The sequence below is a fragment of the Bradyrhizobium sp. USDA 336 genome, assembly GCF_044908355.1.
Taxonomy (GTDB): Bacteria; Pseudomonadota; Alphaproteobacteria; order Rhizobiales; family Xanthobacteraceae; genus Bradyrhizobium; species Bradyrhizobium yuanmingense.
This window is the reverse complement of record NZ_JBIYDC010000002.1, coordinates 1,067,074-1,080,927: the sequence shown is the minus strand read 5'-3', so window position 1 is coordinate 1,080,927 and position 13,854 is coordinate 1,067,074. Positions and strand designations below refer to the sequence as shown.

17 protein-coding genes are annotated in these 13,854 nt (G+C 64.8%); 4 read left to right on the top strand and 13 right to left on the bottom strand.

All coding sequences use genetic code 11. The features are described from left to right. Positions 1–67: 67 nt before the first annotated feature. Both ABIA45_RS05985 and mgtE read right to left on the bottom strand, forming a co-directional pair. Positions 68–385 carry a helix-turn-helix domain-containing protein gene (locus tag ABIA45_RS05985; RefSeq protein WP_404540597.1) on the bottom strand — a complete coding sequence of 106 codons (318 nt, stop codon included), beginning with the start codon at positions 383–385 and terminating at the stop codon, positions 68–70. Between the two features lie 220 nt (positions 386–605). Beyond that, complete coding sequence (gene mgtE, locus ABIA45_RS05980) at positions 606–2,027, bottom strand: magnesium transporter (RefSeq protein WP_128265350.1); 1,422 nt, start codon at positions 2,025–2,027, stop codon at positions 606–608. An 83-nt stretch (positions 2,028–2,110) separates the two neighbouring features. On the opposite strand from mgtE, the gene ABIA45_RS05975 reads away from it, so the two are divergent. Continuing rightward, positions 2,111–2,938 carry a polysaccharide deacetylase family protein gene (locus ABIA45_RS05975; RefSeq protein WP_404540593.1) on the top strand — a complete coding sequence of 276 codons (828 nt, stop codon included), beginning with the start codon at positions 2,111–2,113 and terminating at the stop codon, positions 2,936–2,938. A 157-nt stretch (positions 2,939–3,095) separates the two neighbouring features. Next, positions 3,096–4,436 (top strand): polysaccharide deacetylase family protein, encoded by a 1,341-nt coding sequence (locus ABIA45_RS05970; protein ID WP_404540590.1) that lies wholly within the window; start codon positions 3,096–3,098, stop codon positions 4,434–4,436. 4 nt (positions 4,437–4,440) lie between these two features. On the opposite strand, the gene ABIA45_RS05965 is transcribed toward ABIA45_RS05970, so the two are convergent. Further along, entirely contained in the window at positions 4,441–4,815 is a 375-nt protein-coding gene (locus tag ABIA45_RS05965; protein WP_404540588.1) for a hypothetical protein, read from the bottom strand. 281 nt (positions 4,816–5,096) lie between these two features. Between ABIA45_RS05965 and ABIA45_RS05960 the strand changes: the two genes are divergently transcribed. Beyond that, positions 5,097–5,354, top strand: a complete 258-nt coding sequence (locus tag ABIA45_RS05960) for a hypothetical protein (protein WP_404651368.1) — start codon at positions 5,097–5,099, stop codon at positions 5,352–5,354. Between the two features lie 15 nt (positions 5,355–5,369). Here the strand turns inward: ABIA45_RS05960 and ABIA45_RS05955 are convergent, their stop codons facing one another. The 5 genes from ABIA45_RS05955 to ABIA45_RS05935 all read right to left on the bottom strand — a co-directional run bounded on the left by ABIA45_RS05955 (position 5,370) and on the right by ABIA45_RS05935 (position 8,062). Continuing rightward, entirely contained in the window at positions 5,370–5,558 is a 189-nt protein-coding gene (locus tag ABIA45_RS05955) for a hypothetical protein (RefSeq protein WP_036013742.1), read from the bottom strand. Between the two features lie 54 nt (positions 5,559–5,612). Further along, entirely contained in the window at positions 5,613–6,515 is a 903-nt protein-coding gene (locus ABIA45_RS05950) for an NAD(P)/FAD-dependent oxidoreductase (protein WP_404651367.1), read from the bottom strand. Further along, entirely contained in the window at positions 6,512–7,588 is a 1,077-nt protein-coding gene (locus ABIA45_RS05945; RefSeq protein ID WP_404651365.1) for a flavodoxin family protein, read from the bottom strand. Before ABIA45_RS05945 ends, ABIA45_RS05950 begins: the two co-directional genes overlap by 4 nt. A 64-nt stretch (positions 7,589–7,652) precedes the next feature. Next, entirely contained in the window at positions 7,653–7,856 is a 204-nt protein-coding gene (locus ABIA45_RS05940) for a hypothetical protein (protein WP_404651363.1), read from the bottom strand. Beyond that, positions 7,853–8,062: a hypothetical protein gene (locus ABIA45_RS05935; protein WP_404651362.1), complete on the bottom strand. Its 210-nt coding sequence runs from the start codon at positions 8,060–8,062 to the stop codon at positions 7,853–7,855. The genes ABIA45_RS05940 and ABIA45_RS05935 overlap by 4 nt, the downstream gene beginning before the upstream one ends. 276 nt (positions 8,063–8,338) lie before the next feature. Between ABIA45_RS05935 and ABIA45_RS05930 the strand changes: the two genes are divergently transcribed. Next, positions 8,339–8,623 carry a hypothetical protein gene (locus ABIA45_RS05930; protein ID WP_404651360.1) on the top strand — a complete coding sequence of 95 codons (285 nt, stop codon included), beginning with the start codon at positions 8,339–8,341 and terminating at the stop codon, positions 8,621–8,623. 159 nt (positions 8,624–8,782) lie between these two features. On the opposite strand, the gene ABIA45_RS05925 is transcribed toward ABIA45_RS05930, so the two are convergent. The 5 genes from ABIA45_RS05925 to ABIA45_RS05905 all read right to left on the bottom strand — a co-directional run bounded on the left by ABIA45_RS05925 (position 8,783) and on the right by ABIA45_RS05905 (position 13,765). Beyond that, entirely contained in the window at positions 8,783–8,980 is a 198-nt protein-coding gene (locus ABIA45_RS05925) for a hypothetical protein (protein WP_404655616.1), read from the bottom strand. Positions 8,981–9,178: 198 nt separating this feature from the next. Beyond that, positions 9,179–9,361, bottom strand: a complete 183-nt coding sequence (locus tag ABIA45_RS05920) for a hypothetical protein (protein ID WP_271540076.1) — start codon at positions 9,359–9,361, stop codon at positions 9,179–9,181. 129 nt (positions 9,362–9,490) lie between these two features. Next, a complete protein-coding gene (locus tag ABIA45_RS05915) occupies positions 9,491–9,697 on the bottom strand; it encodes a hypothetical protein (RefSeq protein ID WP_404651357.1) in 207 nt (68 codons plus the stop codon). Between the two features lie 142 nt (positions 9,698–9,839). Continuing rightward, the gene (locus ABIA45_RS05910; protein ID WP_404651355.1) at positions 9,840–10,598 is read right to left on the bottom strand and encodes a Crp/Fnr family transcriptional regulator; all 759 of its coding nucleotides are present in this window, start codon (positions 10,596–10,598) and stop codon (positions 9,840–9,842) included. After that, positions 10,598–13,765 (bottom strand): CheR family methyltransferase, encoded by a 3,168-nt coding sequence (locus ABIA45_RS05905; protein WP_404651354.1) that lies wholly within the window; start codon positions 13,763–13,765, stop codon positions 10,598–10,600. The genes ABIA45_RS05910 and ABIA45_RS05905 overlap by 1 nt, the downstream gene beginning before the upstream one ends. Positions 13,766–13,854 lie beyond the last annotated feature (89 nt).

Sequence of the window (13,854 nt, the reverse complement as noted above, 5' to 3'; positions counted from 1 at the left end):
CAGGCGGGATATTCGATGCAGGCCTAACGGGAGGTTGTGCGTCAGGCTTTGGCGTCAGGCCTTGGCGTCAGGCCTTGGCGAGCGCCTGGAACACCGTGTCGGGGGCATGCGCGATCACCGTGAGCAGTGCGCGGGCCGGGCCGCGCGGGGCGCGTTTGCCCTGCTCCCAGTTGCGGATGGTCTCGACGGGAACGCCGAGCCTGGCGGCGAACTCCATCTGGGTCAAGCAGGCGCGCCGGCGCAGATCGCGCACCGCGAGCGGGCCGCTGTCAGCCGGCGCCGCATTGGCCGTCGGCTGAACCGCAAGCGGCTGGACCGGAAATTCCTGCCCATCCCGCAATTCGACGATCCGTCCATCCGCCTTCAGCCGCAACCGCATGCCCATTCCCCCAAGCAAAGGCGATGATGCGGCAGGTCGCTTAAAGTCGGATTAAAGATGACGGTCTCATGCCCCGGACGCAGCGCAGTGCGCCGCCTTTGCGGCGTGGTGCGCTGCTGAGCCGGGGCCCATCTTGCCGCAGCCGACCCTGACGCTTTCTGGGTCCCGGTTCTGCGCAGCAGCGCTACGCGCCGCAGCGCGCCCGGGACCCGAGAGCGAGGCAACCCTACTTCAACCCGAACCAGAGCGTCGCAATCCCGAGGAAGGAGAAGAAGCCGACGACGTCGGTCACGGTGGTCACGAACGTGCCCGACGCCACCGCCGGGTCGGCCCGCACGCGATCCAGCGCCATCGGGATCAGGATGCCGCCGAGCGCGCCGGCCACGAGGTTGCAGACGATGGCGAGCCCGATGACGATGCCGAGGCCCGGGATCTTGAACCAGGCCACCGCGGCGATGCCGGTGATCACGGCGAAGGCGAGGCCGTTGACGAGGCCCACCAGGGCCTCGCGCATCACCACGCGCCAGGCGTTGGAGGAACCGAGCTCGCGCGTCGCCAGCGCCCGCACCGCCACCGTCATGGTCTGGGTCGCGGCATTGCCGCCCTGGCTCGCCACGATCGGCGCCAGCACCGCGAGCGCGACCATCTTCTCCAGCTGGCCCTCGAACAGGCCGAGCACGGAGGACGCCAGGAACGCGGTGGCGAGGTTCACCAGCAGCCAGTTGAAGCGGCCGCGGGCGATGGTGAGGAACGTGTCCGATAGCTCTTCGTCGCTGGTGACACCGCCGAGCGCCTTGAGGTCCTCGTCCGCCTCCTCCTCGATGACGTCGACGACGTCGTCGACGGTGATGACGCCGACGAGGCGGTCCTGGGTGTCGAGCACGGGTGCGGCGACGAGATTGTATTTGCCGAACATGCGCGCCACCTCTTCCTGGTCCTCCAGGACGGAGACGCGGCGGCGATCCTCGTCGGTGAGCTCGGTCAGCGCCACCGGCCGGCGCGTGCGCAGGAGCACGTCGAGCGGCACCGCGCCCTGCCAGTGCTGCTCCTTGTCGACGACGTAGATCTCGTAGAAGCGGTCGGGCAGATCCGGCGTCTCGCGCATGTAGTCGATCGCCTGGCCGACCGTGAAATCCTGGGGCACGGCAATGAACTCGGTCTGCATGCGGCGGCCGGCGGAGTTCTCCGGGTATAGCAGGCTGCGCTCGAGTGCGACGCGCTCCTTGAGCGGCAGCTTCTCCAGGATCTCTTCCTGCTCCTCGGCACCGAGGGTTTCCAAGAGCTCGACCGCATCGTCGGATTCGAGCTCACGGACGCCCTCGGCGACCGTCTCCGGCGGCAGCTCCTCGAGGATCTCCTCGCGCACGGTCTCGTCGACTTCGTTCAGCGCCGAGAAGTCGAAATCGCGGCCGGTGAGCTCGACCAGGCGGACGCGGTCGTCGGGCTCGAGGGCGCCGATCAGATCGCCGAGATCGGCCTCGTGCAGCTCCGCGACGCAGGCACGCAGCGCCGCGCTGTCGCCGGCCTCGATCGCACGGGCGACTTCCTCGACGAATTCGTGCCTGATATCGCCGTCTTCATTGCGCATCGGCACGTGGTCGAGTACCGAATCCGCAGCGGGTGTGGCAACGTCCAGATGTTCATCCATGGCGCGCCTCGCCGTTTGACAGGTTGGAACCGGTGGTGTGAGCTGAGGCTTCAGGCAATACCCACAAGGCAAAGCCGAGCGCAATGGCAAAGATGCTGCGACTGAGGTGGACCTCGACCATGGCGGGCGCGCTCGCGGCGACCATCGGCGGCACTGCCGCAACCGTCATCGGCGCCGCCGAGACGAAGGCCGCCGAGTGCCCGCGCAAGGATGCGCTCGGCACCTCGCGCGTCCTCAGCGTCGATCCCAAGACCTATCCGCGCGTGGGCCTGAAGAGCTTTCCGCAGACGCTGCCGCTGGCCGATCGCGAGGTCGTGCTGACCTTCGACGACGGGCCTAACCCGCCGACGACGTCGAAGGTGCTGGCGGCGCTGGCACAGGAATGCGTGCGCGCGACCTTTTTCCTGATCGGCCAGCACGCCTCCGAGCATCCCGACATGGTCAAGCGCATCGCCCGCGAGGGCCACACCGTCGGCCATCACTCCTACTCGCATCCGTTCATGGGGCGTATTCCGTTCGAGAAGGCCATGGCCGACATCGACCGGGGCATTGCCGCAGACGAGATGGCGCTGCGCGGGGCCCCGACGACGACACCCTCGACGCCGTTCTTCCGCTTTCCCTATTTCGAGTCGACCCAAGCGCAGCTCGACCTGCTCCAGTCGCGCGGCATCATTGTGTTCGGGGCCGATTTATGGGCCAGCGACTGGGAGGAGATGACGCCCGAGCAGCAATTGAAGCTCGTCACCGAGCGCCTCGCCGCGAGCGGCAAGGGCATCATCCTCTTCCACGACAACAAGGCGCGCACGGCCGCAATGATGCCGGCGTTTCTACGGTATCTGAGGGAGAACGACTATCGGGTGGTCCACATCGTCCCGGCGGGCACTTCACAGAAGAGCGCCGATACGCGCTGATGCCGGAATGTCACGCCCGGGCAAAATGGGGTGATTTGGGGCCAATTAACACTCTGTTCATGCTACCCCGTGAAGATGAGAGCGGCTGCGGCTGAACCGTTTTGAGCCATCTCCGACCTATCTAGGGCGCCAAATTGCATGGGGGCAGACGAGGTTCATGATCGGAAGTAGCGTTGTTTTGCGGACGCGATCGTGGATCGTCCTCTGTCTGGGAATGCTCATCGCCGGTTCGCCGGCCGCGCTCGCGGCGGAGTGTCCCGGCCACCCCGACGCCCTCGGCACCTCCCGCACCCTCGTTGTCGATCCGCGCGAACATCCGCTGATCGGCACCATGCAGTACCGCGAGACGCTGCCGCTGAAGGACCATGAGGTCGTCCTGACCTTCGACGACGGTCCGATCCCGAAATATTCCAACCAGGTGCTCAAGATCCTGGCCGACGAATGCATCAAGGCGACCTTCTTCATCGTCGGCAACCAGGCCAAGGCCAATCCGGAAGGCGTGCGCAAGCTGGTCGCGGCGGGCCATACCGTCGGCACGCACAGCATGGACCATCCGCTGACCTTCGACCGGATGCCGATCGAGAAGGCCGAGGCGGAGATCAATGGCGGCATCGAATGGACCGCAGCCGCGATGACCGATCCGTCGCAGCTCGCCCCGTTCTTCCGCATTCCCGGGCTGATGCGCGCCGAGGGCATCGAGAACCATCTGATTGCGCGCGGCCTCCAGGTCTGGAGCGCCGACTTCCCGGCCGACGATTGGCGGCACGTGTCGTCCGACCGCGTCTACCAGCTCGCGATCCAGCGGCTGGAGGCCAAGGGCAAGGGCATCCTGCTGCTGCACGACATTCAGGCTCGCACGGTGGCGGCGCTGCCCAAGATCATCCGCGACCTCAAGGCACGCGGCTATCGCATTGTGCATGTGGTGCCCGCCAGTCCCGAGCGGCCGGCGACGCCGACCACGCCGGTCGAATGGCTGATGCATCCGCCATCCGAGACGACGCCGATCGCGCGCTGGCCGCGCGTGCCGCATTTCGTGTTCACGCAGACCAGGACGCTGCCGGCGCCTGCGCTCGCGAACCTCAATGTGCAGGGCGAGCATCAGTCGCTGCTGCCGCGCCGGAGCAAGGGCCAGATCGACCTCGCATCCACCCTGCCCGTCCCGGGTCGCGATCTGTTCGCGATTCCGGAAGGCTCGGTCGAGGTGCTGATGTCGACGACCTCATCGCGGCGCGCCGCGACCCGGCTCGCCATGGGGGCCGAGAGGCCGCATCCGGCCAAGGACAAGGCAGCACAGGGCAGAGGCGCGAAGGGCAAGACGGCCAAGCTGCATGGGCGGCGTACCGCCCAGGCGGCGCCGGCTGCAGCGGATCATGCCGCGCAGCCCGTCGACATCGTACCCAAGAGTACCGCAGCGAAGAGCGCCGCGGCAAATGGCGCGGCCTCCAAGGGCGTGCCGCCCCGTCCGACCCGCGTCGCCAGCCTGAAAAAGCGCGCCTGAGCTGCTATTGCCGCATGATGGCGGCGACGCAGAGCAGCACGATCAGCGCCAGGAAGAACAGGTCCATGTAGGACTTGAGCTCGCCGTCCCGCCGCAGCCGCGCGACGTCGGTGATCACCTGCTTGCGCGCAGTGGTGCTGCCCGAACCGTCGTTGAGCGGAGCCTGAAGGCGCTTGGTCTCGGCCTCCAGCTTCTCGATCTTCTGGAAGAAGTAGAACGCCCGCAGCGTCGAGGCCGCGCGCATGGCGGCATAGACCAGCACCAGGATCGCCAGGATCGCGCGGTTCGGATACTTTTCCATGAAGTTCAAGCTGAAATAGACCACCGCCATGAAGGCGAAATTGGTGAGGAAGCGGTAGACGAAACTGAGAAAAACCATGCTGGCTCGAAGCTTGAGGGGGTCGCAACCCTATGGTGTTGCGACGCGCGGGATCGGGACCAGACCGGAACGGCGAGCCTGGATACGGCCCGTCTACGCCAAGTTTGTTTCAACAAAGATACTGCCGCCCCCGCAACTAGCTGCCTTTTAGCCTGACGCGGCCATAAGGCAAGCCGGAGCATGGCCCATGGCCTCGCGCCCGCGGGGCCCGCAACGGCTCAATGGCGATTTGGCCGAAGGCGCGGTAAACTGTGACCGCCACCAGATGTGGGGTTCTTCCGATGTCGAAGAAGGGAATCACGGGCCACGACGACTGGGTTCTGACCGAGGCACTCGCGACCGCCCTGGTCGCGCTGGAGCAGCTCGAACCGAAGCACCAGCCGAACGCGCATATGGAGGACATCCGCAAGCTGCTCGCGAACGCCAAGGAGCCGGCTGCGGTGAGCCTGCATCTCGCGCAGGCCAAATGCCGTCTATTTCCCGAGCTCGACCCGCTGCAGATCTACCGGGAATACGGCATCGGCGAGGAGTATGGCTGAGGCCGCCGGTCGAGCTCAAGGCCCGCCGGCGACCGATCCTGCGATCACCATGACAAGCGCGCCGAGGTCGATCTTGCCGTTGACGGTCAGCTCCTCCGAGGCCGCTGCGTCTCCCGCGCCCTGCACCTTCAGCGATTGCGGCCGGTCGGCGGCCTGACGCTGCAATTCGCCGACGATCGCTTCCTTGAGTTTCTCTTCCAGCATGGGCTCTTCCTTCGGATCCGATCAGTCAAGACGGCAGCCCACGCTTCGTTCCCATCACGCAAATCGCGGCGGCAGGCTGTTGTGGATCGTGCAGGCCGCGATGGCCGCGTGGCCGAACGCGACCGAGATCTGGTGCAGGTCGGTGACGACGTCGCCGATGCCGTAGAGCCCGGCGATCGACGTGCGCTGGTGATCGTCGACCTTCAAATGACCGTCCGCAGTGTGGTCGGCGCCCAGCGCCGTCGCGAGCTGGGAGCGAACCTCCGCGCCCATCGCAGGATAGACGATGTCGAATTGCGCGGTACGTCCGTCGGCGAAATCCGCTTCAACGCCGCCGTCTCGCCGCGCCAGGCGCAGCTCGGGCGCGAACACGATTCCGACGCCCGCCTCGGACAGCTCCGACGTTGCGGCCTTCGCGTCGTCCGCGCCGGTCGCAAGCAGCGTCACGTCGCGCGCATAGCCACGCAGGAAGAGCGCCTTTGCGGCGGCACGATCCAGCGGCCCGACGACGCCGATGCGGCGGCCGGTCGCCTCGAAGGCGTCGCAGACCGGGCAATAGCGCAGCAGGCCATCCGCGACGGCGGCGCGCCATGCATCGAACGGCGGATGGGTATCGACGATCCCGCAGGCGAGAATGACCGTGGTGGCCGCATGCGCACGGCCATTCCAGCTCGCTTCGAAACCGTGTTCGTGACGCTGTAATGCCGTGACCTCGGCCTCCACGCGTGTGACGGCGAGCTCGTTCAGCTGGGCCGACATCCGCTCGATCAGCTCCGCGCCGGACAGGCCGTGGACGAAGCCGGGGACATTGTGGCTGCGCGGGATCAGGGCCGCCCGGCTCGCGCCGGCGTCCACGACGCAGACGCGGCGGCGGAAGCGCGCCAGATAGATCGCGGCCATCAGTCCTGCCGGCCCGCCTCCTACGATCAGGCATTCAAGGGGTGGCGCGCCGGTCATTTGGGGTTCGGGTCCGCAAGACCGGCGCCGGGCTCATCGAGGCGCCCGCTTCGCGCGAGCCGGACGGCATTGCCGAGCGCGCGCGCCGCATTCTGCACTTCCTGCTGGAATTCGCGGTCCTCGTCGAGCTCGCGATGGGATGTGGCGTATGGCTCGTCGTAGCCGACATAACCGTCGAGCTCGGCGTAGCGCCCTGCCGAGATCAGCTGCATGTCGGTCAGCCAGTCGGACAAGGCCCGGCGCACGCCCTCGGCGCCGACTGCATCGCCGTGAACGACGAGGCCGAAATGACGGCCGGCGAGATGGCGCGGATAGGGCCAGCCCTTCAGCTCGATGGCCTTCGCCTCCGCGGCGTTCTTACCGTGGGTCGAGGTCGGATCGGGATTGCCGCCGTCGGCGCAGACCATGCGGTCCATCATCGCCTTGAGCCCGGCGGGCACGTGATACCAGTTCACGGGCGTCACGATCAGGATGCCGTGGGCGGCAACCCAGAGCGGATAGATCTCGTTCATCCAGTCGTGGGTCTGGCCCAGCGAGTGGTTCGGATAGCAGCTGCACGGCCAGTGGCACAGCGGCATGGCGGTGCCGACGCAGGACTTGCAGGGATGAATGGTCTTGCCGAATTCCGAAGCGAGGCGCGACAAATCGAGGATGTCGACGGCAAATCCCATCTCGACGAAGACGGGCTCGGCCAGCTTGACCAGCCGCCAGGTCTTGGACATCTCGCCGGGACAGGTGTGCTCGCTGCGGGCCGAGCCGTTGATGATCAGGATGCGCGGCATCTCGTCGGCATCGTCGTGACGGCGCTGCGCCTCCAGGATTTTTGCGCGCGCATCGAGCCAGTCGGCGGCGAGATCGTAGTCCGGGTCGGAGAAGCCTGGGCCCGCTTTCCGCGTCAATGGGGCCTTGCGCGAATGGCTGTAGGCATCCCAGGCCGCCGCGGTGATGGCGTCGAGCTCACGCCCGAGGGACGCAAAGGCGGGATCGACGAACTGGCGCTTGTAGCGCTGCGCGAACTCTTCGCGCGACAGCTTGACGGGCGGCATCCCCTTGCGAATGTCGGCATCCGTCATGCTGGCTCCTGGCGAGGTCGGTGTCCTCCGACCAACCCAGCGCCGAGCGCGCGGTTCCCAAGCTTTACTGGCGAGCCAGCTCCTGCGGCGCATCGAACTTGGCGATCCGCTGATCGAGCCGCCACAGCTCGATACGATGCACCAGAACGAGCGAGGCGGCTTCGCGCTTGGCCTGTTCGTCATTGTCGCAGACGAGGTTGATGCATCCGAACACATGTCCGTCCGGATCAATCTGGAACGCGCGGTAGTGCTTGAAGCTTCCCGTCATGACGGTCCTCGTCGATGCAACACGGGTGCGCTCAGCCACTCTGTCAGGTTCGAGGTCATTTCGTTCTGCTTGGCGCGCTGCAGCAGCATCTCGCGCTCCCTGCCGGGCGGCAGGCTGCTTGCGCGCTCGCGGGCCCTCTCGGCGAAGGCGGCAAGCCGCTCCTGGAGGGACTGGGTCTGTTTCCTGCGGTTACGTTTGGCGGTCATGGGACTCACGCATGATGCGGTTGGGGGAAATTGGCCCCGGCGGGGGATGAGGCGCCGGGGCCCAAGTTCTCGAGTGTCTCAAGTCACTTGCCGGTGGGGGGCGGCCCCAGCCCGGCAATGCTTGTAGCTTCCGCCGCAATTCGCGGTTCCAGCATTTCAATAAGTTAACGCTGCGCGATTTTGCGCAAAGCACAACCGCAGCGTCCGATCGATCCGGGCTGCGCCGGAACCGAAATGCTGATTCGTATGTTCAAGAACGACTTGAAGGAGATCATCATGGCAAAAGCAGCATGGAAGCGGCCGGGCTCACCGATCGGCCGCAAGGGACCACGCAAGGCAAATCCCGCTTACAAGCGCCGCGCGCGCGAGCCGTGGACGCCGGCGGATGTGAACAAGCTGAAGCAGCTAGCGAAAGGCAACACGCCGACCGGCGTGATGAGCATCAAGCTGCAGCGCCCCGTCGCGGCGATCCGCAGCAAGGCGCAGCGCGAAGGAATTTCGCTGCGGCCCGCCAATCGCTCGCCCTACAACCGGCGAACCAAAGCCGCGAAGCGGCGTTGATTCCCCGCACCGCCGGGTGACAACCGGACGCAACGGGGAACGATGGATGTGGTGCTCATTTTTCCGGTTTCTGCCCACAACATCAGCGCATCGGTACGCGCCGACATCTAACCCGTTCCCGGCGCGTGCAACCCTGACAGGCTGCAGGCGCTGCGCCCGTCAATTCGGCGGCTGCAGGCCCGGTGAGCGCAGCCATTCGCTCATTTGAGACCCCGTTTCCGCCTGTCGCGCCTTGCGCAACATTTCGTCGCGCGCCGCGCCGGGCGGCAGCAATTTGGCCTCTTCGCGCAACCGCTCCGCTTCGGCTGCCAGCCGGGCCTCCAAGGTATCCTCGTGCTTGATCCGACGCCGCATCATCGTCATGGGCGTATCCCTGTAGTCAGCGGAACGCGCCACTGCGTTCATATGGTGATAATGCCAGGCAAAGTCGCGCTGACCTGCATCTAACGCTCTGGAACCGAAACGGTTGCCCGCGCTGCCCAAAAACTCTGCTTGGAGGCTTAAGTGGCTGAGGAAACATCATTCCTCAGAGACGCCAACTGCGCCAAACGCGGGTTAATTGTCCTCATTCTCGCGGCAAGCCTTGATTTCCGTACGAAGCATGGCGCTCTCAAATACGGCCAGGCGCATCTCGGCCACGATTCGATCGCGATGCTCCATGAGCAGCCGACGCTCCTCCCGCAGGGCGTGGTTGGCATCGATCGCGCAAGAGGCGCGAAGAAAGAGGGCGTCGCGCATGGTCGCATGGTCGCATGGTCGCATGGTCGCATGGTAGCCACGTGTCCAAGCCGCGCATTTACCTAGGTTACTCAAAACGAGTAATTGCGCAGATGTGCACACTTTCATTAGGTCGAAAGTTGCGCGACCTCATGGATCGAAGATGGGTGCACGACCGCTCGCTGTGTCGTGCCTCGCCAAGGACTCGGCAAGCTGCTGTTCCATTTCATAGCGGGCCCACCGGAGCTGCCGCCTGACTTCGGCATTGATAGCCCGCAGGCGGATGCTCTCTTCGATGGCTCGATCGGCACGTGCCAGGAGTTGCCGAGTTTCCAGACCAAGACGATCGCCGTCCATGGCCACGCTCCTCATCTATGCAGGCGGGAGCGCGCGATCTCTCAGCCACCGACGCCTACGGACAGGGCCTTGGCCGGTGATACCGGTAAACTAGCTCAGGTAAGTCGCTGTTCCTAGTGCGCAGACGGCCGACGGCGGCTTTTCACCCGCGCTCTCGGCCACCGCGATAGACTTGCAGATAACCCGGCGAGAACAGAGCCACATCTTTGAGCGCGTCGAGATCCTTGATGACCAGGGTACGGTCGCGCAGCACGATCAGTCCTGATGCGCGCAGTTCCTGAAGCGTGCGATTGAGATGGACCACCGAGAGGCCGGTGGCATCGGCAAGATCCGTCTGCGTCACGGGCATTGCGCAGCTGTTGCCGTCGACCATGCCGACGGGACGCAACCTCTCGAAGATCTCGCAGAACAGATGCGCCACGCGCTCGAGCGCGACGCGACGGCCGAGATTGACGGCCCATTCGCGCTGAACCGCGTTGTTGACGAGCGTCTCGCAAAGGAATGCTTCGGCAAGCGAACGGTTGGCCGCCAGCAGGCTATCGAAGCGCGCGCGCTTGACCTCGGCGTAAACGACTGGGGTCAACGTACCGATGGTGTGATCCATGGTTGAGAGCAGGAATACATGAGCGTCGCAGCTTTCGCCGGGAAAGATGAAGTTAACGATCTGGCGCCGGCCATCCTCGAGCATCTTGTAGCGGCAGAGCCAGCCCGACAGCACGATGCGGACACTGTCGACGGGGTCTCCCTCGGAGATCAGGTCCTCGTTTGCTCCGGCGTGCTGCACCCCTTCGAGCATCGCATATTCAAGTGACGCGCGCGCCTCCGACGAAAGCGGCCTCAGCGCATTCAACCGGCGAATGGCGGGGTCCAAAAGGCTGCGATCGGCGATCGACAAGGACATCAGTCAGCCACAGGGGGAGTGTGGAAGGAGCCCTTGGTCAACGGGATCGTGATCGTGCATTGCAGCCCCCCCGAATGGAAGGTCAGCGTAGTCTGGCCCTTCAGCTCGAACGCCAGTGTACGCTCGAGAAGCTCGGTTCCGAAACCTTTCCGCAGCGGCGGCGGCACCTGCGGCCCCCCACGCTCCCGCCATTCGACCGTCAATTGTGCGGGTTCCGTGCTTTCGTCGATGCGCCAGGACACGTCTATGCGGCCTGACGGCTGGCTCAGCGCTCCGTATTTCAGCGCGTTGGTTGCGAGTTCGTGAATGGCTAGAGCGAACGTTTCGGCGGCCTTGGGCTGGAAGCGGACCTTCGGGCCCGAAACGCGCATCTGCTCGCCTTCGCGGGCATTGTAGGCGAGCAGTTCCTCCACCACCAGGTATTCGAGATCGACACCGCCCTCGGGATCCCGCGTCACCAGTCCCTGGGTCCGGGCGAAGGCGTTGAGCCGTCCGTCCAGATGGGAGGCGTATTCCTCCACGGTGGTGCTCGTCTCCGCCGAACGGCGGGCGATCGAACGCACGACACCAAGCGTATTGCGGACGCGATGCTGCAATTCGGCCAGTAGCAGGCGCTGCCGCTCCTCGGCGCGGGTAATCTCCGTAACATCGATGAACGTGATGACGACGCCTGCGATGAAATTGTCGACGCTGCGGTACGGCAAGACGCGCGCGATATATCTCTTGCGGTCATCCGGCGAGGTCAGCTCGCGCTCGGCGCTGGCCAGGGTGCGCAGCACGCGGCGGACATCGTCGTAGAGCGCCTCGATCGGAACGCGCGCCTTGATGTGAGATATCGGGCGGCCAGCATCGGTTTCCACCAGGTGCAAGACTTGCGTGATAGCCGGGGTGAAAGTCATCACCCGTAAATCGTTGTCGAGAAACACGGTCGCGATCTGCGTGCTTTCGAGGAAATTCTTCAGATCGCTGGTGGCGCGCGTCAATTCATGGACGCGGTGCGCCAACTCGCCATTGACCGTCGTCAGCTCTTCGTTGACCGACTGCAACTCTTCGCGTGAAGTCTCGAGCTCCTCGTTGGCGGACTGAAGCTCTTCGTTGAGCGATTGGTATTCCTCGTTGGAGGATTTCAGCTCTTCATTGGTACTTTCGAGCTCCTCGATGGTGGCCTGGAGGCGCTCACGTGTCGCGCGCAGCTCGCTCTCGAGGCGCTCGACATGCTCGGTGCGAATGAGGGCGTTGGACTTGCCCTGGTCGTCCCTGATCGGTTGGGCCGGTCCGTCCTTGAACAAAACGACGAAGTTCCGGTGACCGCCGGCGTCGTCCTGAATGGGCTCCACCGTGATGCTCACAAGGATGCGGTGCCCGTTCACGCCGAGGTGCACCTGCTCGGCATTGACAGGCTCGTTGGTTTCCGCCGCGCGGCCGAGCGCGGTCCGCAGCTCGAGGCGGAGATCGCGATGCACGAGCTGAAGCAGATCGAGGCTAGCGGCGCCGGCGGTTGGCTCGATGTACCGACCGGTACGTCCCGAAAAGTGCAAGATCTGGAAATTCTCGTCGGTGATGACGTAAGCCGGGGCATATCGGTCCGCGATCCGTTGCGCGCGCCGCTCCAGGCCGACGTCAGGGCTGAGCGAGCGCACCGGCGGCACGTCGACTGGCGCCCTGCTCGCAGCGGTCGTGATCGGAAACTCGGGAGGCAGCCGCGTTCCGGTATCGAGTTTCCTGAAGATGCGTGCACGGCGGTCGATTGGCACGAACAGCTTTGGATGCCGCGTCACATTCTCCGAATTTCCGAGGAATAGATAGCGGTCGGGCAACAGCGCAAAGTGAAACAGCGGTATGACGCGGTTCTGAAGCTCCGCGTTGAGATAGATCAGCAGATTGCGGCACGAAACCAGGTCCAGCCTGGAGAACGGCGCGTCCTTGATGACGTTGTGCTGGGAGAAGATGCACATCTCGCGCAGCTCCTTGACCACGCAATAGGTGTCCCCCTCCCGCACGAACCAGCGCGCCAGGCGTTCGCTGGTCATGTCGCCCTCGATCGAGGTGCGATAACGGCCGACCCGCGCGGTGGCCAGCGCCCGTCCGTCGATGTCGGTGGCGAAGATCTGCACCTGCGGCAAGGAGTCCATCCGCGCCATGTGTTCGCGCAGCAGGATGGCGATCGAATAGGCCTCCTCGCCAGTGGCGCAACCGAGCACCCAGACGCGAACCTGCTGAGCGGCCCCCTTGCCCTCGAAGATCTTTGGAATGATCTGGGTCTCCAGAACCTCGAATTCGCGCTTGTCGCGGAAGAATTCGGTGACGCCGATCAGGAGATCATTGAAAAGGTGTTGCGCCTCATCCTTGTCGTTGCGCAGGAAATCCACGTAGGCGGGGATGTCCTCGATCTGGACGACCTGCATGCGCCTTTGCACCCGGCGCAGGAAGGTATTTTGCTTGTAGCCGTGAAAATCGTTGCCGGTCTTGTTACGCAGGATGTCGGCTATCCGCGAGAGCGAGGTCGCAGCGGCGGCGAGCACCTCGTCGAACCCCTGCTTTTCCTCCAGACGACGCAGATGGCGAGCATAGACATGGATGTGCTCGGGAATCTCCTCGGCCGGCAACACATAGTCGGCGATCGCCGCCGCCGTGTTGGCATCCTTGAGAGGAGCCGATTTTTCGCTGGCGACCCTTTCAGCGATGGCAAGACCGCCGTGATCTTTCAGCGTCGCAGTACCCAGCGTGCCGTCGCCGCCGGTCCCGCACAAAATCACACCGATGGATTTCTCGGCGTGCTCCTCCGCCAGTGATACCAGGAAGCTGTCAATCGTGGCTCGCTCGCCCGGTGCCTGCTCGGCCTTGCGGATCGCGAAACGGCCGCCCTGGATCGTCGTAATCATCGCCGGCGGGCACAGATAGATGTTCCCGCCTTCGATCGGTTGGCCGTGACGGGGGTCGGACAACCTGCAGCCGTTCGAGCCTTGCACGATCTGACGCAGCTGAGCCTCGTCGAACGCCTCGTGGTGCTGAAGCGCCAGCACGATCGCCTGGTCGTCGCTCAAGGTCATCTTGGCAAAGAAACGCCCGATGCTGTCCAGAGCGGCCGGTGAGGCGCCGACGCCGATCACGAGCGGGGACTTGGTCTGGCGCTCTCCTTCCGCCGCTTGCTCGCCGACTTCAGTCATGGACCTGGTAGCTCTCTCTCACTGGCCGGCACCAACGGGCGCCCGATCCTTGCAGATAGCAGAAATTAGCTCGATCCCAACAGTTGAAA

Coding starts and splice junctions, on each gene's coding strand:
- ABIA45_RS05975 (WP_404540593.1), top strand. CDS start 2,111: ATGGCAAAGATGCTGCGACTGAGGTGGACCTCGACCATGGCGGGCGCG.
- ABIA45_RS05910 (WP_404651355.1), bottom strand. CDS start 10,598: ATGTCCTTGTCGATCGCCGATCGCAGCCTTTTGGACCCCGCCATTCGC.
- ABIA45_RS05970 (WP_404540590.1), top strand. CDS start 3,096: ATGATCGGAAGTAGCGTTGTTTTGCGGACGCGATCGTGGATCGTCCTC.
- mgtE (WP_128265350.1), bottom strand. CDS start 2,027: ATGGATGAACATCTGGACGTTGCCACACCCGCTGCGGATTCGGTACTC.
- ABIA45_RS05920 (WP_271540076.1), bottom strand. CDS start 9,361: ATGCGCGACGCCCTCTTTCTTCGCGCCTCTTGCGCGATCGATGCCAAC.
- ABIA45_RS05905 (WP_404651354.1), bottom strand. CDS start 13,765: ATGACTGAAGTCGGCGAGCAAGCGGCGGAAGGAGAGCGCCAGACCAAG.
- ABIA45_RS05915 (WP_404651357.1), bottom strand. CDS start 9,697: ATGGACGGCGATCGTCTTGGTCTGGAAACTCGGCAACTCCTGGCACGT.
- ABIA45_RS05960 (WP_404651368.1), top strand. CDS start 5,097: ATGTCGAAGAAGGGAATCACGGGCCACGACGACTGGGTTCTGACCGAG.
- ABIA45_RS05955 (WP_036013742.1), bottom strand. CDS start 5,558: ATGCTGGAAGAGAAACTCAAGGAAGCGATCGTCGGCGAATTGCAGCGT.
- ABIA45_RS05945 (WP_404651365.1), bottom strand. CDS start 7,588: ATGACGGATGCCGACATTCGCAAGGGGATGCCGCCCGTCAAGCTGTCG.
- ABIA45_RS05940 (WP_404651363.1), bottom strand. CDS start 7,856: ATGACGGGAAGCTTCAAGCACTACCGCGCGTTCCAGATTGATCCGGAC.
- ABIA45_RS05950 (WP_404651367.1), bottom strand. CDS start 6,515: ATGACCGGCGCGCCACCCCTTGAATGCCTGATCGTAGGAGGCGGGCCG.
- ABIA45_RS05930 (WP_404651360.1), top strand. CDS start 8,339: ATGGCAAAAGCAGCATGGAAGCGGCCGGGCTCACCGATCGGCCGCAAG.
- ABIA45_RS05925 (WP_404655616.1), bottom strand. CDS start 8,980: ATGATGCGGCGTCGGATCAAGCACGAGGATACCTTGGAGGCCCGGCTG.
- ABIA45_RS05965 (WP_404540588.1), bottom strand. CDS start 4,815: ATGGTTTTTCTCAGTTTCGTCTACCGCTTCCTCACCAATTTCGCCTTC.
- ABIA45_RS05985 (WP_404540597.1), bottom strand. CDS start 385: ATGGGCATGCGGTTGCGGCTGAAGGCGGATGGACGGATCGTCGAATTG.
- ABIA45_RS05935 (WP_404651362.1), bottom strand. CDS start 8,062: ATGACCGCCAAACGTAACCGCAGGAAACAGACCCAGTCCCTCCAGGAG.